The organism is bacterium, assembly GCA_035691305.1.
Lineage (GTDB): Bacteria > Sysuimicrobiota > Sysuimicrobiia > Sysuimicrobiales > Segetimicrobiaceae > DASSJF01.
In genome coordinates, this window is record DASSJF010000071.1 from 1 (window position 1) to 18479 (window position 18479).

17 protein-coding genes and 2 tRNA genes are annotated in these 18479 nt (G+C 69.9%); 3 read left to right on the top strand and 16 right to left on the bottom strand.

The window, feature by feature from the left end; translation table 11 throughout:
- Nucleotides 1–364: 364 nt before the first annotated feature.
- From VFL28_13200 to VFL28_13225, 6 genes are all read right to left on the bottom strand, one after another.
- A tRNA-Arg gene (locus VFL28_13200) sits at nucleotides 365–440 on the bottom strand.
- A 61-nt stretch (nucleotides 441–501) separates the two neighbouring features.
- The gene (locus VFL28_13205; GenBank protein HET7265618.1) at nucleotides 502–1446 is read right to left on the bottom strand and encodes an acetamidase/formamidase family protein; all 945 of its coding nucleotides are present in this window, start codon (nucleotides 1444–1446) and stop codon (nucleotides 502–504) included.
- Nucleotides 1447–1589: 143 nt separating this feature from the next.
- Entirely contained in the window at nucleotides 1590–2378 is a 789-nt protein-coding gene (locus VFL28_13210; protein ID HET7265619.1) for a VOC family protein, read from the bottom strand.
- A 104-nt stretch (nucleotides 2379–2482) separates the two neighbouring features.
- Nucleotides 2483–3337, bottom strand: coding sequence for an ABC transporter permease (locus VFL28_13215; GenBank protein HET7265620.1), 855 nt, complete (start codon nucleotides 3335–3337; stop codon nucleotides 2483–2485).
- Nucleotides 3330–4280 (bottom strand): ABC transporter permease, encoded by a 951-nt coding sequence (locus tag VFL28_13220; protein ID HET7265621.1) that lies wholly within the window; start codon nucleotides 4278–4280, stop codon nucleotides 3330–3332. The genes VFL28_13215 and VFL28_13220 overlap by 8 nt, the downstream gene beginning before the upstream one ends.
- 30 nt (nucleotides 4281–4310) lie before the next feature.
- Nucleotides 4311–5891 carry a peptide ABC transporter substrate-binding protein gene (locus tag VFL28_13225; GenBank protein ID HET7265622.1) on the bottom strand — a complete coding sequence of 527 codons (1581 nt, stop codon included), beginning with the start codon at nucleotides 5889–5891 and terminating at the stop codon, nucleotides 4311–4313.
- Nucleotides 5892–6055: 164 nt separating this feature from the next.
- On the opposite strand from VFL28_13225, the gene VFL28_13230 reads away from it, so the two are divergent.
- Nucleotides 6056–6146 (top strand) — tRNA-Ser (locus VFL28_13230).
- A 47-nt stretch (nucleotides 6147–6193) separates the two neighbouring features.
- Here VFL28_13230 and VFL28_13235 read toward each other — a convergent pair.
- From VFL28_13235 to VFL28_13250, 4 genes are all read right to left on the bottom strand, one after another.
- The gene (locus VFL28_13235; protein HET7265623.1) at nucleotides 6194–6736 is read right to left on the bottom strand and encodes a phospholipase D-like domain-containing protein; all 543 of its coding nucleotides are present in this window, start codon (nucleotides 6734–6736) and stop codon (nucleotides 6194–6196) included.
- Between the two features lie 5 nt (nucleotides 6737–6741).
- The gene (locus tag VFL28_13240) at nucleotides 6742–8220 is read right to left on the bottom strand and encodes an FGGY family carbohydrate kinase (protein HET7265624.1); all 1479 of its coding nucleotides are present in this window, start codon (nucleotides 8218–8220) and stop codon (nucleotides 6742–6744) included.
- 7 nt (nucleotides 8221–8227) lie between these two features.
- Nucleotides 8228–9034, bottom strand: coding sequence for a BtpA/SgcQ family protein (locus tag VFL28_13245; protein HET7265625.1), 807 nt, complete (start codon nucleotides 9032–9034; stop codon nucleotides 8228–8230).
- A 159-nt stretch (nucleotides 9035–9193) separates the two neighbouring features.
- Nucleotides 9194–10219: an LLM class flavin-dependent oxidoreductase gene (locus VFL28_13250; GenBank protein ID HET7265626.1), complete on the bottom strand. Its 1026-nt coding sequence runs from the start codon at nucleotides 10217–10219 to the stop codon at nucleotides 9194–9196.
- 43 nt (nucleotides 10220–10262) lie between these two features.
- Here VFL28_13250 and VFL28_13255 point away from each other — a divergent pair, with 43 nt between their 5' ends.
- A complete protein-coding gene (locus tag VFL28_13255) occupies nucleotides 10263–10946 on the top strand; it encodes a 4'-phosphopantetheinyl transferase superfamily protein (protein ID HET7265627.1) in 684 nt (227 codons plus the stop codon).
- A 22-nt stretch (nucleotides 10947–10968) separates the two neighbouring features.
- Here the strand turns inward: VFL28_13255 and VFL28_13260 are convergent, their stop codons facing one another.
- The 3 genes from VFL28_13260 to VFL28_13270 all read right to left on the bottom strand — a co-directional run bounded on the left by VFL28_13260 (nucleotide 10969) and on the right by VFL28_13270 (nucleotide 13733).
- On the bottom strand, nucleotides 10969–11880 hold the full coding sequence (locus VFL28_13260; protein HET7265628.1) for a fumarylacetoacetate hydrolase family protein: 912 nt from the start codon (nucleotides 11878–11880) through the stop codon (nucleotides 10969–10971).
- Nucleotides 11877–13205 (bottom strand): L-fuconate dehydratase, encoded by a 1329-nt coding sequence (locus VFL28_13265; protein ID HET7265629.1) that lies wholly within the window; start codon nucleotides 13203–13205, stop codon nucleotides 11877–11879. Before VFL28_13265 ends, VFL28_13260 begins: the two co-directional genes overlap by 4 nt.
- 84 nt (nucleotides 13206–13289) lie before the next feature.
- On the bottom strand, nucleotides 13290–13733 hold the full coding sequence (locus VFL28_13270) for a hypothetical protein (protein HET7265630.1): 444 nt from the start codon (nucleotides 13731–13733) through the stop codon (nucleotides 13290–13292).
- Nucleotides 13734–13825: 92 nt separating this feature from the next.
- On the opposite strand from VFL28_13270, the gene VFL28_13275 reads away from it, so the two are divergent.
- Nucleotides 13826–14575, top strand: coding sequence for a class I SAM-dependent methyltransferase (locus VFL28_13275; GenBank protein HET7265631.1), 750 nt, complete (start codon nucleotides 13826–13828; stop codon nucleotides 14573–14575).
- 6 nt (nucleotides 14576–14581) lie between these two features.
- Here the strand turns inward: VFL28_13275 and VFL28_13280 are convergent, their stop codons facing one another.
- From VFL28_13280 to VFL28_13290, 3 genes are read right to left on the bottom strand one after another with little or no spacing between them, the layout of a single operon-like run.
- Nucleotides 14582–15520 (bottom strand): DUF72 domain-containing protein, encoded by a 939-nt coding sequence (locus VFL28_13280; protein ID HET7265632.1) that lies wholly within the window; start codon nucleotides 15518–15520, stop codon nucleotides 14582–14584.
- Nucleotides 15517–16200, bottom strand: coding sequence for a DUF309 domain-containing protein (locus VFL28_13285; GenBank protein ID HET7265633.1), 684 nt, complete (start codon nucleotides 16198–16200; stop codon nucleotides 15517–15519). Before VFL28_13285 ends, VFL28_13280 begins: the two co-directional genes overlap by 4 nt.
- Nucleotides 16197–18344 (bottom strand): thioredoxin domain-containing protein, encoded by a 2148-nt coding sequence (locus VFL28_13290; protein HET7265634.1) that lies wholly within the window; start codon nucleotides 18342–18344, stop codon nucleotides 16197–16199. The genes VFL28_13285 and VFL28_13290 overlap by 4 nt, the downstream gene beginning before the upstream one ends.
- Nucleotides 18345–18479 lie beyond the last annotated feature (135 nt).

An 18479-nucleotide genomic window follows, 5' to 3' on the forward strand; every position in this document is an offset into this window, starting at 1 on the left:
GGTCGGAGTTCGCCGTGAAGATCGGCGCCCTCAGGCAGCCGCCCACGTTCAGGGAGATGTTCGACCCCCGGATCCTGAGGCAAGTCGAGCGGGAGCATCCTGAGTTCTTCCGAGATCTCCCCCCGATTCCGGACGCTCTAAGGCTATAAGTGGCGTCTGTGCGAATCTTCGCACGCGTGCGACTGCCGAAGAAAGAACATGGACCCTAAGGGAGGTGGTGCGGAGAGGCGGAGGTTCTAGGTCTTTGCGGGACAAGCCGTCGGCGCGTGCTGGAACCGCTCGTCAATCCGTTCGGGCCCAAAGTGCTTCCCATGTCTTGGGTACGATCTGTCACCGATGTCTCCGGGCTGGACCCAGAAAAATATGGCGCGCCCGGAGGGATTTGAACCCCCGACCTACGGATTCGTAGTCCGGCGCTCTATCCGCTGAGCTACGGGCGCGCGTCGCCGGGGTTCACGGTCCACCCGGCAAAGTCTAGCATAGCGGACGTCGGACGACCGTTCAAGCCGCGGTGCCGCGGAAAACCGCGTTCGGCAGCAAGGCGCTCACGATGAACTGGCCCGCGTCGACGATCTCCGAGATCTTGAGGTCCGCGCACAAACTCGCCAGCATGTAAGCGTCTTCGCGCGACAGCCCGCGCGTCTCCGAGAGATGCGCGATCATCGCCCGCACCGCGTCCTGTGCCGCCTTGTGCAGATCGGGTCCGACGCCGGTCGTCCCGTACCATCCGCCGTGGTTGACCCTCGGCGTGAGCGGCCCCGGGTGCGCGAACTGCGGGCCGGGAATCGAGCGCCCCTTCTGCACCGACAGCCGGAACGTCGCGTACATCGGCGCCTCGATGGCGCTGACGCAGACCTCCCCGTCGCCCTGCGCCGCGTGCGCGTCGCCGCAGCTGAACAAGGCGCCCTCGACCTGTACGGGTAGGTAGAGCGTCGTGCCGCGCGTGAGTTGACGCGTATCCATGTTGCCCCCGAACGTTCCCGGGGGCATCACCGCCTGCTCCTTCGCGCCGGCCGGGCAGACGCCCATCGTACCGAAGAACGGTTCGATCGGGATCGCGATGTCACGACGCAGGTATGCGGCGTCGCCGTCGGTGAGATCGAAGATCCTCAACGCGGGCTCCTTGAAGTCGTCGGCGAGCAAACCGAAGCCGGGGATGATGGCGGTCCATCCCCAACCTTCCGTCGTGTGCATGTCGAGGATCTCGACCGCCAGCGTGTCGCCCGGGCGGGCACCCTTCACGAACACCGGCCCGGCGAGCGGGTAGACGCGGCTCCAGTTCATGGACGAGAGCACTGCGGCGGTCGACGCCCGCGTGATCTGGTTGTCGCTCACGTCGCGCGAGTGCACGACCACGACGTCGCCGCTCTCCGCGACGATCGTGGGCTCGTGCCGGACGTCCCAGGTGAAGTGGACGCGATCTTCGGGAGCGTAATGGGTCGCCATGGGAGGCCTCCTTAGCCGGCCGCGACGCGGCCGGGACGGTGCTGTTCCCCGCGCCGCCGCCGCCTCCTCCCGACCCGCGCACGGAACGGGGACGGGCCGCTGCGCCGGCCCGTCCCCGCGTGCTTCCTGCGCTTGGTGCGCCGTTAGTGCGTAGGCGGGAGAAAATGCGCGATCGCTAACACCGCGCCCTGCGGATCGGCGCAGACCGAGAAGCGGCCGATATCGGGGATGTCCGTCGGCGGCATGTTGATCCGCCCGCCGAGCTCCCGAACCTTGGCGGCCGACGCGTCGACGTCCTTGACGCCGAAGTACGTGAGCCAGTTCGGCGGCACGTCCTTGAGCCGCTGCGGCCTTGCCATCATCCCGGCGATCATGGTGCTGCCGCCCTTGAAGATCGTGTATGAGCTGTCCGCGCTAGTATCGACCAGCTCCGAAGACCAGTCAAACACCGTACGGTAGAACCGGCCGGCCGCCTCGATATCCGGTGTCATCAGCTCGTTCCAGCACATCGCCCCATCTTCGCCCACGAGCGCCGCACCCTTATGCTTCTTCGCCTCCCACACGGCCACCCGCGCGCCGGTGGGATCCGCGATCGCAACCTGCCGGCCCACGTCCATCACGTCATCGGGGCCCATCAGGACCCGGCCACCGTTGGCCTTCGTGCGCTTCGCGATCTCGTCCGCGCTCCGCACGTTGATGAAGGGCATCCAGTGGGGCGGGATGTGTTCGCCCATGTCCTTGGTGTCAAAAGCACCGCCGACGCTCTTGTGGTCGAGTTCCAAAAACGTGTAGGTCATGTTCGGCCCGGCCGGCATGTCGTTGAACTGCCACCCGAACAACCCGCCGTAGAACCGTCTGGACGCAGCCGGGTCGTTCGTGCCCAGCTGCACCCACGAAAACTCGCCGTGCTGGTATTCGGTCCTCGTTGCCATCTCCAAACCTCCCGTCCGGCCCAGAGTTGCGTCACACAGGATGGTCGTTCAGCGAACCCGGAAATCGACAATGCCGGACAGGTCCTTCGGCCGGTGTCTGAGGCCTATCGTGACCGGACGTCCAGGGCGTCGCGCAGGGCGTCCCCGATGAAGAACACCGACACGACCGTCAGCGTCACGACGAGGCCCGGCGCGATGACCAGCACGGGGTTGGTCGTCATATAGTTCTGGGCCTGTGTCATTAGATTACCCCAAGTCGGGATGCCCGGTGGCAGCCCAAACCCCAGGAAATCGAGCGCGGCCTCGGCCAGCATCGCGCCCGCCACGGCGAACGCGGCCTGGACGAGGATCGGCCCCATCGCGTTCGGCAGGATGTGCCGGAAGATGATGCGCGGCGTCCCGGCCCCGGCCGCGCGCGCGTCCTCAACGAACTCCCGCGACCGCAGGGACAGGTACTCGGCGCGCACGATCCGGGCGAGCCCCGTCCACCCGAACAGCCCCAGGTAAGCGACCATCATGATCACGGGCGCCCTGCCCGCCGTCCAGTTCAGCAATATCAATAGAAGGAAGATGGCCGGGAAGCTGAGCACGAGATCGACGAGACGCATCACGGCGGTATCGACCCACCCGCCCATGTAGCCGGCGACGGACCCAAACGTCACGCCGATCGCGGTGCCCAGCAGCATCGCCGTGATTCCGACCAGCAGGCTGACCCGCCCGCCGAAGAGTACGCGCGCGAATTCATCGCGACCGAGATCATCCGTGCCCAAGATGTGGTTGTGCGCCGGGGGCGAGAGGCTGTGGTCCGGATCGAGCGCGGTCGGATCGTACCGTGTCAGGAGCGGCGCGCACACCACGCCCGCGACGATCACGGCGAGGACCGCCACGCCGGCCAGCGCCATCCGGTGGCGCCGGAAGCGCATCCACGCGAGCGCCCGCAGCCCGCGCGGCTCAGTCATACTTGATGCGTGGGTCGAGCGCCGCGTACGTCAGGTCCGCGAGCAGGTTGCCGGCGATCAGCAGCGCCGCGCTGATCATGAGGCCGGCCATCTGGAGCGGATAGTCGCGGTTGTTGAGCGCGGAGAGAAAGAGCCGCCCCATCCCCGGCCAGCCGAAGATCGACTCGGTCACGACCGCGCCGCTGAAGAGCGCCGGCAGGTCGAGGCCCATCAGCGTGACGATCGGAATCAGCGAGTTGCGCAAGACGTGACGGCGCAGCACGCGGCGGCGGGAGAGGCCCTTCGCGTGCGCCGTCCGGACGTAGTCTTGACCAAGCGTATCGAGCAGGCTGCTGCGGAGATAGCGGCTCCAGCTCGCCATCGAGCCGAGGCCGAGCACCATCGCGGGCATCACGAGATGCCGGCCGAGGTCCGCGGCGGACGTGACGCCGATCTCGTGCATGCCGGCAACGGGCAAGAGACGGAACTGCACGCCGAACAGCAATTGCAGCATCAGGCCGAACCAGAACGTCGGCATCGCCCAGGCGAAGAACGCCCCGAACGACAACAGGTTGTCGCCCCACTCGTACTTGTGCGTCGCGGCGTAGAGGCCGATGGGAAACGACAGGCCGATCGCGAGGACGAACGCGCCGAGCATGAGCGTGAACGTAGCCGGGAGGCGTTCCCCGATCATCGCGAGCACCGGCCGGCCGGTGTAGTAGGAGTAACCCCAGTGGCCCTGCGCGAGCCCGCCGAGCCACGCCAGGTAGCGGGGGTACCACGGCCGGTCGAGCCCCAGTTGGTGGCGCAGCAGGTCGATCTTGTCCGGCGTCACCTGGGGGTTGTGGAGGTAGACCGCCAGCGGGCCGCCGGGCGCGACGTTCATGATGCCGTAGCTGACGAACGAGACGGCGATCAGCAGCAGCACCGCCTGTGCCACGCGGCGCGCGACAAACGACGACATCAAACGCTCACCGGCGGGCGTCCGCGGGAGTTAGCGCGTGCTCCAGCTTTCCGGCGGGGTCTCACCGAACGTGGACACATCGTAGCCGGAAACGTTGGCGGCCACCGCATTGTTGTTGACGAACCAGAAGACGAAGATCACCGGCACGTCGCGGTGCTCGAGTTCCTGGATCCGCGCGTAGATCGCGCGGCGCCTGGCCTCGTCGACCGTCCGGTCAGCCTCGTCGAGCAGCCGGTCCATCTCCGGGCTGCTGTACCGCTCCGCGTTCTCGCCCGGTGCGTTCGCGTCCTTGGGGATGTACGAGGAATGCCAGTTGATCCGGTTCTCGGGAAAAGTCCCCTGCCCCCAGCTGAACAGCAGCGCCGCGTCCTTGCCGTTCCACTGCGGGCCGTTCTGCCCGAACAGCGCCGCGGCGCTCGCCACGTGCGTCTCCGTCGCCACGCCGAGCGCACGCCACGCCTGCGCGATCACTTCGATCATCTGCGCGTCGGTCTGCCGGCCGGAAAGCGTCCACAGCGGGATCTCGAGGCGGCGCCCGTTCTTCGTCAACACGCCGCCGGGGCCGGGCACGAAACCGTCCCCGCGCAGCATCGCCTTCGCCCGATCGAGGTCGAAGGGGCGCGGCGCCAGCGTTTTGTTGGCCCACGGTCCGTTGGGCACCATGTCGCTCACGGCGGGCTCCGCTTGGCCTTTCATCACGTTCCTGATGATGGACGCCTTGGGTGTCGCGAAGTCGAGCGCCTGGCGGACGGTGACGTCTTTCAGGAAGCCGTACTCGTCGAGCTGGATCAGCTGATACACCGGCGACAGGTACCGCTTGACGGCGACCGCCGGTGCGCGGCGCATCTCTTCCAGGCGCGCGGGCGGCACGCCGGTGAGCACGCTCAGGTCGCCGGCCCTCATGAGATTGACCTGCGTGTTCTGGTCGGGCACGATCCGGACGACGATCCGACGCAGCTTCGGCTTGGAACCCCAGTACAAGGGGTTCGCGCTCAGCGTCACGTGGTCGTCGGTCGCGAACTCCGTAACGGTGAACGGACCGGTGCCGACGGGCTTCTGGTTGAACGGCGCGCGGTTGATCTGATCGGCCGGGAGCGGGCCGAGGATGTGCTGCGGGATGATCGGCGCGCCCATCACCTGCTCCCGGAACGGCGCATACGCCTCCCTCAGATGATAGACGACCTTCGTCGGGCCCGGGGTGTCGATCGAGGCGATCTTGTCAAAGCCGGTCGCATACGTGATGTGGACGTCTTTGTTGGTGGCCAACTGCCAGGTGTACTTCACGTCCGCGGACGTCAACGGATGCCCATCCGACCAGCGCACACCGGACCGCAGCGTGAGGGTCCACGTCTTGCCGTCGGGACTCACGGTGTAGGAGGTCGCGAGCGCGGGTTTCCACCGGCCCGTCCAGTCGACCGTAAACGGGCTGTCAAACACGTAGCGGTAGACGCTGCCGGATGCGAGCAGGCCGTGAAGATACGGGTCCAGGTTGTCCGGGTTTTCCGTGATCACCGTGACGAACGTGCCGCCCGGGACCGACGCCCGCGCCATTCCGGACAAAGCGGCCGCGAGCCCGAGGCACACCGCCACCAACAGCGCAGACCGACGCATCAATCTCCTTCCGCCCGGGTTCCGACCCGTCGAACTTGGACTCTTGGCGCCGTACGCGTGCGCCTCGACAAATGTGCCACAGTTCGCCCGCGTTTAGCGGTTCGCCTACTGCTTTCCCGCGTCGCTTGCGAACGGGGTTCAAGGAGGGTACCATAGGAGCGCCCGGAGGGGTGGCCGAGTGGTCCAAGGCAACGGTTTGCTAAACCGTGACCTCTTAACCGGGGTCCGTGGGTTCGAATCCCACCCCCTCCGCCAGGGCCCCCCGCCGCGACCTCAACGCAGGACCGAACAATCTCCTTCCGCTACGGAGCCTGCCACATCCGCTGGAACTGCCGCGCGTACGCCTGGGCGACCGCGGGGCTGTCGATCACGACCAGGTTCTCCCAGTTCCGGTCTTCCGCCGAGTACGTCCAATTGAAGCTCCCGGTCAACACGCGGGCCCCGTCCACGACGGCGAACTTGTTGTGCACGATGCCGGACGCACCGTTGAGGCCGGCCCGCCGGCGGAGGCGCGAGCCGAGCGCCTGCGAGAGCCGAAAGTACTGGCTGCCGCGGTCCTTCGACGCGCTCTCGTCCATGATCACCCGCACGTCGACGTGTCGCGCCCGCGCCGCGATGAGCGCCTCCGCGACGTCGGAGAGCGTGAACTCGTAGATCGCGGCGACGATCTGCCGCTGCGCTCCGTTGAACGCGCGGAGGACCGCGTCTCCCGGGCGGTCCTGCGGCGTGAAATACACCGCCACGGAGCCGGTCGCCGTCACCGACTGACTCCGCGCCGAAGGCACCGGCGCACCGAGCGCCAGAACCGCCGCCAGCACCACCGGCACCGCTGCGAATCGCACCATGGCCATCACCTCGAAGGACGCGCCGAGAGCCGCGGATACAGGTCTTTGAGGCGCCGGTAGACATCGCGGTACGCGGCGTACAGGTCGTCATACACCGGAACCGCGGCCGGGTCGGGCTCCGTGACGGTGGAGATTTTCGGCACCGGAAAATCCGACCAGGTCCACATTCCTTGGGCGACCCCGGCGAGCACCGCGGTACCGTACGCGCTCGTGGCCTGGCCGCCTTCGAGCTGGTGCACTTCACGGTTCAGCGTCGACGCGGTGATCGTTCGCCACAACTCGCTGCGGGCGCCGCCGTCGACGACGTAGACGCGGTCGACGCGGTGTCCGGCGGATTCGATCACTTCCACATGGTGGCGGAACGCGTACGATACCCCTTCGAGGACCGCGCGAAAGAGATGCGCCGGCGTGTGCGACAGCGTCAGGCCCACGATCGTGCCGCGCGCGTACGGATCGTGGAGCGGGGTTTTCTCGCCGAGGAAGTACGGGAGCACGATCAGACCGTCGGCCCCGCAGGACACGGCGGCGGCTTCCCGGTCGAGTTCGGCGAAGCTCTGCCCCGGCCGGAACCGCTCTCTGAACCACGCCGCCAGGCTGCCGGAGGTCGTCATGCAGCCGTTGAGCACGTACAGCCCCGGAATATCGTGAAAGTCGATGTAGAGCTCGCGCAGCGGCGCGAACGCGTCCATGACGTAGAGCACGTCCCCGCCCCCGCCGAACTTGAGCACGACGTCGCCGGATCGCCGCAGTCCCGCGCCGAGGGCGGCGGCCATGTGGTCCGCGCTGCCAGCGATCACCGGCAGGCCGCGCGGCAGGCCCGCGTCCTGCGCGTCGTCGTTCCGCAGCTCGCCGGCCGGCTCGTGCGCTCGTTTGACGGACGGCAGCGCGAGGACGGGAAACTCCAACCGTGCCAGCAGGTCGTGGTTCCAGCCGCCCTGCCGCACGTCCCACATGCCGGATTCGAGCGCCCAGTTCGCCTCCGCGTAGACGGCGCCGGTCAGGCGGTGGGTCAGATACTCGACTGCGCCGGTGACGCGGACCGCGCGCCGCCACACCTCCGGTTCGTGCTCGCGGATCCACAGGAGCCTCTGGGGCACCATCTGCTGGTTCCAGACGGAGCCGGCGCGGGCGAACATCTCGTCGTCGGCGTAGCGCTCCCGGCACCGCGCAAGTTCGGCCGCGGCCCTGGCGTCGTTCTGCTGAATCGACGGCCGCACCGGCGCACCCGACCGGTCGAGCAGGATCACGGCCGGCGTCATCGTGGAGATGCCGAGCCCCCGCAGCCGCTCGCCGCCGCACGCGGCCGCGGCGCGGCCCGCGAGGCGGAGCACGCCCCGCCACCACGCCGCGGGGTCCTCCTCGGCCCATCCCGGGTACGGCGTGGAGAGCGCGTGAGGTTCGTCGCCCTGAAACCGCGGCCGGCCGCCGGCGTCGAGCAGCACCGCCTTCGCGCCGCTGCTGCCGATGTCGATGCCGAGGATCACCGCGGGCTCACCGTCGGGCGTCGCGGACGATCGTCATGAACCGCTCCGCCCGGCGCGGGTCCACGGCGTTCCAGGTGACGCCGTCCACTTTCAGCGACGTCCCGACGATGAGGCCGTCGCAGACCTCGAGGATGGCGGCCACGTTGTCGTGGGTGACGCCGGTGTTCGCCAGCACCGGCACGGACGGCAGCTCCGCCTTGACCGCCCTGAGCGCCTCAAGCGCCACGGCCTCCCCCGTAATGGCGCCGGAAACGAGCACCGCGTCCGCCAGGCTCGAAAAGGCCGCGCTCTTCGCGCGGGCGGGAAGCGTCCGCGCATCGAGCGGCGACGCGAATTCGGCCGACACGTTGAACAGGCACAGCAGCCGGTCGAGCCCGAGGAGACGACGGTAGCGCAACGCCTTCGCGGCCGCGCCCTCCCACAGCCCCATGTCGGAGCCGTAGAGTCCGGTGAAGATCTCGCGCACGAACTGCGCGCCGGTCGCCGCGGCGAGCGCCATCGTGCTCAGCGGGTCCCACAGCACGTCGACGCCGAAGGGACACCGGATCTCGCCCGCCAGCCGGCCGATGACGTACGCCATCGCGGCCGTCGAGGCCGTGTCCACGCGCAATTCGTAGGGACGGTCGTTTTCGTTCCCGAACATGACGGCGTCGACGCCGGCGCCCTGGAGGTGGGTGAGGTCGGCGCGGGCGGCCTCGACGATCGCGGCCATGCCCCGCTCCGCATCGTGCAGCGGCGTTCCCGGGAGGGCGGCGAGATGAACCATCGCGATGACGGGCTTGCGCGTCCGGAAAACCTCATGGAATCGATCGATGGGCCGGTGTTCCACGTCGCGGTCCTCCTTCCGGCTCAACCTCTCAGGATGTGCCTGGCAGATGCCCGCTTCGTCGAGATCAACTAAGATCTTCGCGAGCCCCGAAGCCTCCTTCACGACGCACTCCGGCCGATAGCCTCCGAGCACCCGGCCGGCCGTTCAGCGCGCGGTCCCTGCCCGGCGGCCCGACGCAAACGCCGGCGCCACCTCGTTGAGAAAGAGATCGAGTTGCCGGCGCTGCTGCCAGGACGCGAGCCGCACCGCGATCTCCTGCACCCCGGCCTCGAAGTACGCATGAAACTGCTCGATGCACTGCGCGGGCGTTCCCATCGCGGTCCACGCCTCCACGAACGCCGGCGTGAAGTTGGCCGTGTAGTACTGGTTCAGGAACTTCGTGCTCTCGTCGAGCGCCGCGGCGCGGTTCGGATTGATGTTGATGTTGTGGTAGAGGACGTTGCCGAGCGCGGCGGGGTCGCGCCCCTCTTCCGCGGCCAAGTCCCGGATGATCTGCCACTGCTCACCGAAGACCTTGGGCGGAATCTTGTTGGTCATCCAGCCGTCGGCAAGGCGCGCCACGCGCCGGAACGCCCGATCGACGTTGCGCCGGTCCACCGCCTGGCCGACCTTATAGGTGACGGTGGTGGGGTTGCTCGCGATCCAGATCGGGAGCGGCTTCTGGACCGGCCTCGGCTCGATCGTCACGCCTTCGGTCCGGTAGAACCGGCCCTGGTGGACGACGCGCTCTTCGGTGAACAGACGCCGCAGGAGGACGATCCCCTCTTCGAGCCGCCCGATCCGCTCCTTCGAGAGGATGCCCATCGTGCGGTGCTCGAGCGCCTGGGCGGCGCTCATCTCGTCGGCGCCGCCCAGACAGGCGATCAGCAGCGCCCGGCCGTTGGAGATGACGTCGAGGCTGGCCCACTGGGCCGCGAGCAGCACCGGATGGCGCTGGGGAAACGTCGCCATGCAGGCGACGCCGACCCGCACGCGCCGCGTGCGGCCCGCGAGCGCGCCGAGCAGGACCACGGATTCAAGGCGCGGCTTCGCGAGCAGGCTGTCCCCCACCCAGAGAGACTGGAACGCCCCCGACCGGTCGGCGGCCTCTCCGAGGTCCAGCAGCTCGTCGGGCGTCACGGCGCCGAGCAGGACGCCGCGGTTGGCCAGCGTGAGACCAAACGCTCCCATCGTCACTCCTTCTCTACGCCACCCGCACTGCTAAGATGTGCGCATGGACGGTCTCGTCACGCAGCTCCTCGACCGGCCGGTGGTCGTGGTCGAAGGCCCCGTCACGGACGAGCAGGACGGCTTGTGGCCCGAGGAACTGGCCTATCTGGGCCGCGCCGCGCCGAAGCGCCGTCGGGAGTTCGCCACCGGCCGGCGGTTCGCCCACCGCGCTCTCGAAATGCTCGGAACGGCGTCCCGGGCGCTGCCGATCGGCCCCGACCGGTCGCCCCGCTGGCCCGACGGCATAACGGGTTCCATTACCCACGGGGCCGGCTACTGCGCGGTGGCCGTCGCGCGGACGGCCGACGCCGCCGCGATCGGAATCGACATCGAGGACACCGCGCGTTTCCGGCCCGCGCTGCTGCCGCGCGTGCTGTCACCGCAAGAGATCGCCGCGGGCCCCTTCGGCACAGACGGCGAGCAGCGGCAGCGGAGCGCCGCGGCGATGTTCAGCGCAAAGGAGTCGCTGTACAAGAGCCTGCGCACCCTGTCCGGGACGCGCCTCCATTTCCACGAGTGCGCGGTCACCCTCGATCCGGCGTCTCGCGTCTTCGCGGCCGGCCTGCTGGTCCCGGCGGCGCCGTTCGCCGCGGGCCACCGATTTACCGGCCGGTTCGCGTTTGGCGGCGGTCTCGTCGCGACCGCGATCCTGCTGCCGCCGGCGCGGGCGGACCGCCGGCCATCATGACACGATTAGCCGGCCGTTAGGGTTAGGCGACGCGCACCGCCGGATTCCGCAGCACGCCGATCTCATCCGCGCTGATCTCGATCACGTCCCCGGCTTCGCACGCGAACTCGTCCGGCGGCACGATGCCGGTCCCCGTCAGCAACACCGTCATCGGCGGCACGTCGTTGGCCCGCCGAAGGCAGTCGATCAGTTCCCGCAGCGGCCGCCGGAGGCGCGAGGTCGCCACCTCACCCGAGAACACCGCGCGGCCGCCGCGTGCGATGCGGCACCGCAGGACGAGATCCCGTTCGAGCGGCGCATCCGTCAGGACCACCACGGGCCCCAGGCTGCAGCACGCCCGGTAGATCTTGGCCTGAGGGAGATAGAGCGGGTTCTCGCCCTCGATGTCGCGCGCGCTCATGTCGTTGCCGAGTGTGTAGCCGACCACCGAGCCGTCCGCACCGAGCACCGCCGCCAGTTCAGGTTCCGGCACGGTCCAGCGCGAGTCGGCGCGCACGCCGACGGGGGCGTTCGGGCCGACGCACCGCGACGCGGTGGCCTTGAAGAACACTTCGGGCCGCTCGGCGTCGTAGACCTTGTCGTAGATGCCGGCGGTCGTCGTCTCGGCGAGCCGCGCCTCGCGGCTGCGCTCGTAGGTGACGCCCGCGGCCCACACTTCGGGTGCCGCGATCGGGATCATCAGGTGCGGCCGGTCCGGCGCGGGCGCCCGGTCGAGATCGCGATACGAATACGCCTGACCTCCGCCGAGCATCGACCGCGCCACGTCCGCGGCGCGCGCGTGCGTCCGCGAACTTTCCGCGCACAGCGCGTCGAGCGAATCGGCCGGCGCGCCGGCCGACGCCGGGGGCACGCGGACTTCCGGTCCCTCGCAGAGGCCGAGCGACGCGCCCCGTCCGGGAACCCAGACCCGCGCGATCCGCACGCCCGCGGTCATCCCGCCGCCTCCCGCCGCCCGGCCGCGCTCGTCCAAGCGCGGCCGGTGGGAAACTCGTACGCGTCGAGCGAGTCCGGCCGCATGGCGATGCTGAAGCCCGGGCGCTCGGGCGGCATGTAGCGTCCCCGCCGGATCACGACCGGGTCGACGAAGTGCTCGTGCAGGTGGTCGACGTATTCGAGGACACGCCGCTCGAGCGAGCCCGACACCGCGATGTAGTCGAACAGCGAGACGTGCTGCTCGTACTCGCACAGGCCGACGCCGCCGGCGTGCGGGCAGACCGGGATCCCGAACTTGGCCGCGAGCAACAGGACCGCCAGCATCTCGTTGACGCCGCCGAGACGGGCCACGTCCGCCTGGCAGAAGGCGATCGCGCCGGCCTGAAAGTACTGCTTGAACATCACGCGGTTGTGCACGTGCTCGCCGGTGGCGACCCCGATCGGCGCGACGGCGCGCGCGATCGCGGCGTGTCCGAGGACGTCGTCGGGGCTCGTCGGCTCCTCGATCCACAGCGGGCGGAACGGCGCGAGCGCGCGCGTCCGCTCGATGGCCGTCCCGACGTCCCAGTATTGATTCGCGTCCATCAGCAGCGCGCGGTCCGGGCCGATCTCCTCCCGGATCAGGGCCGCGCGGCGCCGGTCGTCGTCGGGATTGACGCCGACCTTCATCTTGACGTGCGTCCAACCCGCGGCGGTCGCCTCGCGGCACAGCCGGCGAACCTTCTCGTCCGGATAGCCGAGCCACCCGGCGGACGTCGTGTACGCCGGAAAGCCGTCGCGGCGCATCTCGACCTCACGCCGGGCGCGCGCCGCGTGCTGCCGGCGGAGCAGCTCGAGCGCCTCGTCCGGGCTCAGGACATCCGTCAGGTAGCGGAAGTCGACCGCGGCCACCAGCGCCTCGGGGCTGAGGTCGGCGAGGAGCTTCCAGAGCGGCTTGTGCTCCCGCTTCGCGTACAGGTCCCACATCGCGTTTACGAGCGCGGCCGTCGCGAGGTGGACGACGCCCTTCTCCGGACCGATCCACCGGAACTGGCTGTCCCCGGTGAGCGTCCGGTAGAACGCGCCCATGTCGCGGGTGCAGTCCTCGACCGTCCGGCCGCGGACGATCGGCGCGAGGGCGCGCGCCGCGGCGACGCAGAGATCGTTGCCGCGGCCGATCGTAAACGTGAGACCGTGCCCCTCCGGCCCGGACGGGTCGTCGGTCTTGAGGACGACGTAGGCCGCGGAGTAGTCGGGGTCGGGGTTCATCGCGTCGGAGCCGTCGAGGGCGCGCGAGGTGGGGAAACGGATGTCGCGCACGACGACGTCGCGGATCTTCGTGGGCATGGAGAACACTGCCGCGCGGTCCGGCGTGTTCCCTGCTCGTTCACACCCCGCGGCCCTCGCGGGCGCCGGCACGCCTTCGGGTGATCACGCCGCTTCGCGCGGATTCCCCACGGTGACTCGCGTCGTGTCGGCCGGCTTCGACGGTGGCTCGCGATCGATCCTCGCCCGGAGACTGCGAATGTCCCGGTCGAGCGTATCGAGCCTGACCCGGATGTCGTCGAGCGGCTGCCGCTCCTCGTCGTAGGCCCGGGCCTTCATGCGGAGGATCTCATCGCTCATGACGCGCATCGTCCGCTCGTGGTGTTGCACCCGCCGGTCGAGGGCGGCGCGATCGATCAACGCGGCGCTCCACGCCAGGGCGAGCGCGATGCCCGCGGCCACCATCAGATCCCGGAGCGTGGCGGTGACGGTCTGGTCCGCCGCGCCGGGAACACTGAGGGTCAGCGCACCTTGGAACGCGGACGGGTTGGTCAGCACGATCGCGGCGTCCATGATCAGCAGTAGGAGAACCACAATGGTCTGCAGCATATGGGCCTGCCTCCTTTCCTTCCGTTTTCCCCCGCCCCGGCCGCCGCGAACCGCCACAGGAACGCCGCCGAGATCGCCGAACAGACGGGGCCGTGAGCATCTACCGGCGCTACGCGGAAGCCTACGCCAAAGCCGGCCAGGGGCGGTTCAGCCTCCAGCTCGTGCCCTGGGTCGCGGCCGTGCTCGACCGCCACGGGGACGGCGCGCGCACGCTGGCGGACGTGGCGTGCGGCGCGGGCGAGTTCGCGGTGGCGATGGCCCGCCGCGGACTGACCGTGACCGGCATCGACCAATCGCCGGAGATGCTGGCCCTCGCGCGGTCGGCCGCGGACCACAGCGGCGTGCGCGTCACCTGGTTCGAGCAGGACATGCGCGAGTTGCGGCTGCCGGAGCCCGTCGACGCGGCGACGTGCCTCTACGACGGCCTGAACTATCTCGTCGACGAGGCTGAGTTGCGCCGGGCGATAACGGCGATCGCGGGCGCGCTCCGGCCGCGGGGCTTGTTCCTCTTCGACATGAACACGGTCCGCGGGCTGGCGACGCGTTGGGGCAACCGCGTCTGGATCATCCAGGACGCGGACGACGTGTTCGAGGCCGATCAGAGCGAGTTCGACTACGACACCGGGGTGGCGACGCTGCGCGTCAACGCGTTTCTGCGCCGGCAGGGCGACCTCTTCGAACGGGTCCGAGAAGTCCATCGGGAGCGCGGATACCCGATCCCGGCGATCGACGCGGCGCTGGCGGCCGCCGGCCTCGAGGTACTCGGCCGCTGGGGCGGACCGTCGTTCGAGCCCTTGAACACGGAAACGGGGCGCCTATTCTACGCCGCGCGCCGGCGCTAGACTGGATTAACCGCCGCCTTCCAGCAGCCCCGCCAGCGTCCGCGCGTCGCGGGCCATCGCGCCGCCGACGTGGTTGTTGAACATCGCATAGAGCCTGCCCGCGCGCTCGGCCAGCCGCCGCGCCACGCCGGCCCACTGCCGCAGCTCGTCGCCGGAGTACTCGTAGTCGTAGCGCTCGCCTGTCGTGGCGCCCGCGCGCGCCCAGCCGTCGCGGTTGCGCCCGTGAAACCGGATCACCGCCAGATCGGAGGTGACGGCTTCGACGGGTGGCATCAACCACGGCAGGTCCGGCAGGTCCACCATCACGTAGGCGAGGCCGAGGCGCGTGAGCTCCGCGAGCACCTCGGGGTGCCGCGACCAGCTGCGGTGGCGAAACTCGACGGCGATCGACCGGCCGCCCAGCTCCTCCCGCCACCGGGCCATCTCCTCGACCGCCTCGGGCGAGTACCTGGTCCCCGGCGGCAGCTGGAAGAGCACGTAGCCGAGTTTCCCCGCGGCGGCGAGCGGCGTCAGAAACTCCCGGTAGGCGTCCCAGCAGGCGTTCCGGAACTCCTCGGGGACGTCCGCGAGCTTCACCTCGGCCGCGTCGCGCAGCCGCGGCGGGAGCAGGCTCGCGAAGCCCGCCGGCAGCCGCTTCACCGCGGCGCCGTGCCCGGTGAAGAGACCGAAGGCCTTCGCATTCATGACGAATCCCGGCGGCGTCTCCTCCGCCCAGCGCCGGCTGTACGCCGGCGGCAGCAGCGCGAAATACGAGGCGTCGACTTCCACGGTGGGAAACCGGCCCGCGTAATAGCGCAGCCGGTCCGAGGCGCTGCGCACGCCGGGCGGATAGAAATCGCTCTTCACGAACGACTTCTCCGCCCACGAGCACGTCCCAACGTAGATGCGGCCGCCGATCGGCGCGGGGCCGGACGGTGGAATCAGCGAGAGCTGATCCGGGATCATCGCAAAGGCCCGGCGAGCCGGAGAAGCATGCCCGCATCGGCCCCGGTTCCCTGTGGCGGCCGGCCGGCGCGAACGGTCCCGAGCGCCGCCAGCAGCGCCGCGATATCGAGTCCGAGGTAGCGGGGCGCGTAGAGCTCCAGTTTGGCACGCGCCTTGGCGAGGAGGACGGCGGCGCCGTGCGCGTTCCCCTTCTCGGCGTGATAGCAGCCGGCCGCGGCCTGCACCAGCCCGTGGTAAAAAGAGCGCTCCGGCGGGCGGCTCGCGCGCCACACGTCTTCCCAGTACTCGTGGGCTTCAAAGAAAAGACCCGCGTTGAAAAGCGCGGCCCCGCGGTGGAGTTCGTCCGGCATGCCGGGCGGTGTCGGCTCGGCGGCAAGACGCCGCGCTTCGATGAGGCGCGTCACCTGCCGCCCGAAGTAATCGGCGTGCGGGCGGTAGGGAGGCGCGAGCGCGATGGCACCGTCTTCTTCTATGAACAGGCCGGTCTCCAGTAACGTGAGCCGGAGCGCCCCGGGAGCGACGCCCGCGTCCCGCGCCAGCAGCGCCGCCGGGACGGCCACGCCGGAACCGGCGCGCCGGGCGTATACCGCCATCGCGGCGACCGCGGGCGGGAGCGCGGGGCCGTCGAGCGATCGGAGCGCGATCGCGGAGAGCGCGTGCTTGAGCCGGACGTAGCTCAAGCCGTGGTACGGCCGAACGTCCGGATCGTCTCCGCGAGGGCGTCCGGCGACGCTGCCGGAGCGGCGCATTCGGTGGCCGTGCACGCGTAGGCGCGCGGCGCCGCGCCGGCCGCCGCGGCGGCCGAGCCCGCGACGGGGGGCGGGAGCCGGCCCGGCTCCCCGTCCCGCGCGGCGGGATCGTAGGTCTGCACGACGAGACCGTGGCGGTACGTCCGGAGGGCGGCGGCGCGAAGCGCTTCGGTTGCGGACTGTCCGCGCGGCCCGACGATCACGACGTGCAGCGGCGGCGCGAGGTGCGTCTCGAGCGCCAGAGCGAGCGTCGCCGTAAACAGCCCCTGCTCGACATGCCCCGGCGCGCACGCACGCAGCGCCCGCTCGGCCTCGGCGCGATACCTGTCTTCCCCGGTCAGCGCGGCGAGGCGGTCCAGGACGAGCACCGCGGTGCCGTTGCCGGACGGCATGGGCGCGTCTTGAACCGGGACGTACGGCAGACCGAGACCGCCGGGTCGCGACTCGCGGCCGGTCGCGGCCGTGTCGAAAAACGCGCCCGAGGGCGCGCGAAACTCGTCGAGCACGTACTCCGCCGTCTCCGCAGCGAGGCGCAGAAAGCGCGGTTCGCCGGTGTGCTCGAACGCATCGAGCAGCGCGAGAGCCATCTGCACCTGGTCGTCCAGGAGGCCTCCGATACCGTCGGGTGCGGCGACGGCGTGGCGGAATCCGCGGGCTCCGCCCGGCGCGGGCCGGGAGCCGGCCGCGCGCTCCGCGCCGGATGCGTAACCGTCCCGGACAATCCTCTCCAGCGCGCGCAGCGCATCCCCGGCCGCGTCCTCCAGCCCCGGCACGCGCGACGCCGCAAAGAAGGCCGAAATCATCATGCCGTTCCATCCCGCGTAGATCGTCGCGTCGACAAACGGCGCCGTGCGTCCGGCCCGCGCGGCCAGCAGCTGCTCCCGCGCGCGTGCCAGCAGACCGCGGACGTCGTCGACCGGCCGGCTCACCAGCGCCGCGATGACGTCGGGGTCCTTGTCCACGTAGAGCACGTGGCGGCGCGGATCGTGGTGCATCTCGCCGGGGCCGTCGAGATGGTACCGCGGCGCGGCCGCGGCCAGCTCGTCGTGTCCCAGCGCCGCCGCGGCCTCGTCCTTGGTCCACGTATAGTAGTCGCCGTCGTCGTGCAGCGAGATGTCGGCGTCCTGGCTCGTGTAGAACCCGCCGTCCGCCCGGTCCATCAGCGTGCCGCGGACGTAGCCGATGATGCCGGCGGCGGTCTCGCGAAGCAGCGGCAGGCCGGTGGCCCGCGCCGCCGCGGCGTAGACGGCGAGCAGTCCGGCGTTGTCGTAGAGCATCTTCTCGAAGTGGGGCACGATCCACGCGGCGTCCACCGAATACCGGTGGAACCCCCCGCCGATCTGATCGTAGACGCCGCCGCGCGCCATCTTTTCGAGCGTGCGGACGACGACCTGGAGGAGGTCGGCATCCCCCGTGCGGTCGTGCCGGCGCAGCAGCAGCTCGAGCGCGCTCGAGTGCGGAAACTTCGGCGCGCCGCCGAAGCCGCCGTGAACCGGATCGAACTGCCGCGTGATGTCGGAGACCGCCGCCGCCGCGAGCGCCGGCGTCAGCACATCCCCGGAGTCGCGCACCTCGCCCAGACGGTGCAGCGCCTGGAACAGCTCGCCGGCGTACCCGTGGGCCTGGTCGCGCCGCGTGCGGTAGAACTCCGCCACCGAGCGAAGCACCTGCTTGAATCCCGGGCGGCCGTGAGCGCCGTCCGGCGGAAAGTACGTTCCGCCGAAGAAGACGTGCCCGTCCGGCGTGAGAAAGGCCGTGAGCGGCCAGCCGCCCTGGCCGGTGATCGCGCTCACAGCGTTCTGGTAGCGCACGTCCACGTCGGGCCGTTCGTCCCGGTCCACCTTCACGGGCACAAACTCCGCGTTGATGATCGCGGCGGTCTCGGGATCGTCGTAGGACTCGCGGTCGATCACGTGGCACCAGTGGCACCAGACGGCGCCGACGTCGAGCAGGATCGGCTTGTCCTCGGCGCGCGCACGCGCGAACGCGGCATCGCTCCACGGATACCAGTCGACCGGCTGGTGGGCGGCGGAACTGAGATAGGCGCTGCGCGCGCCGGCAAGGCGGTTCGGCATTGGCTCTTACGAAGGATTATACCGACCGCCGCCGGGGCAGGACCAGCCGGGGGGAGGCACGGACGGCGGAAAAATTCGGGAGGCGCTCACCACCCCGGCGTCTCACCGTCTTCAGCTCTCGCCGCCGGTGCCTAC

Excerpts from the sequence above, each read along its gene's own strand:
- VFL28_13205 (HET7265618.1), bottom strand. The coding sequence starts at position 1,446 with ATGGCGACCCATTACGCTCCCGAAGATCGCGTCCACTTCACCTGGGAC.
- VFL28_13210 (HET7265619.1), bottom strand. The coding sequence starts at position 2,378 with ATGGCAACGAGGACCGAATACCAGCACGGCGAGTTTTCGTGGGTGCAG.
- VFL28_13215 (HET7265620.1), bottom strand. The coding sequence starts at position 3,337 with ATGACTGAGCCGCGCGGGCTGCGGGCGCTCGCGTGGATGCGCTTCCGG.
- VFL28_13220 (HET7265621.1), bottom strand. The coding sequence starts at position 4,280 with ATGTCGTCGTTTGTCGCGCGCCGCGTGGCACAGGCGGTGCTGCTGCTG.
- VFL28_13225 (HET7265622.1), bottom strand. The coding sequence starts at position 5,891 with ATGCGTCGGTCTGCGCTGTTGGTGGCGGTGTGCCTCGGGCTCGCGGCC.
- VFL28_13235 (HET7265623.1), bottom strand. The coding sequence starts at position 6,736 with ATGGTGCGATTCGCAGCGGTGCCGGTGGTGCTGGCGGCGGTTCTGGCG.
- VFL28_13250 (HET7265626.1), bottom strand. The coding sequence starts at position 10,219 with ATGGGAGCGTTTGGTCTCACGCTGGCCAACCGCGGCGTCCTGCTCGGC.
- VFL28_13255 (HET7265627.1), top strand. The coding sequence starts at position 10,263 with ATGGACGGTCTCGTCACGCAGCTCCTCGACCGGCCGGTGGTCGTGGTC.
- VFL28_13260 (HET7265628.1), bottom strand. The coding sequence starts at position 11,880 with ATGACCGCGGGCGTGCGGATCGCGCGGGTCTGGGTTCCCGGACGGGGC.
- VFL28_13265 (HET7265629.1), bottom strand. The coding sequence starts at position 13,205 with ATGCCCACGAAGATCCGCGACGTCGTCGTGCGCGACATCCGTTTCCCC.
- VFL28_13270 (HET7265630.1), bottom strand. The coding sequence starts at position 13,733 with ATGCTGCAGACCATTGTGGTTCTCCTACTGCTGATCATGGACGCCGCG.
- VFL28_13280 (HET7265632.1), bottom strand. The coding sequence starts at position 15,520 with ATGATCCCGGATCAGCTCTCGCTGATTCCACCGTCCGGCCCCGCGCCG.
- VFL28_13290 (HET7265634.1), bottom strand. The coding sequence starts at position 18,344 with ATGCCGAACCGCCTTGCCGGCGCGCGCAGCGCCTATCTCAGTTCCGCC.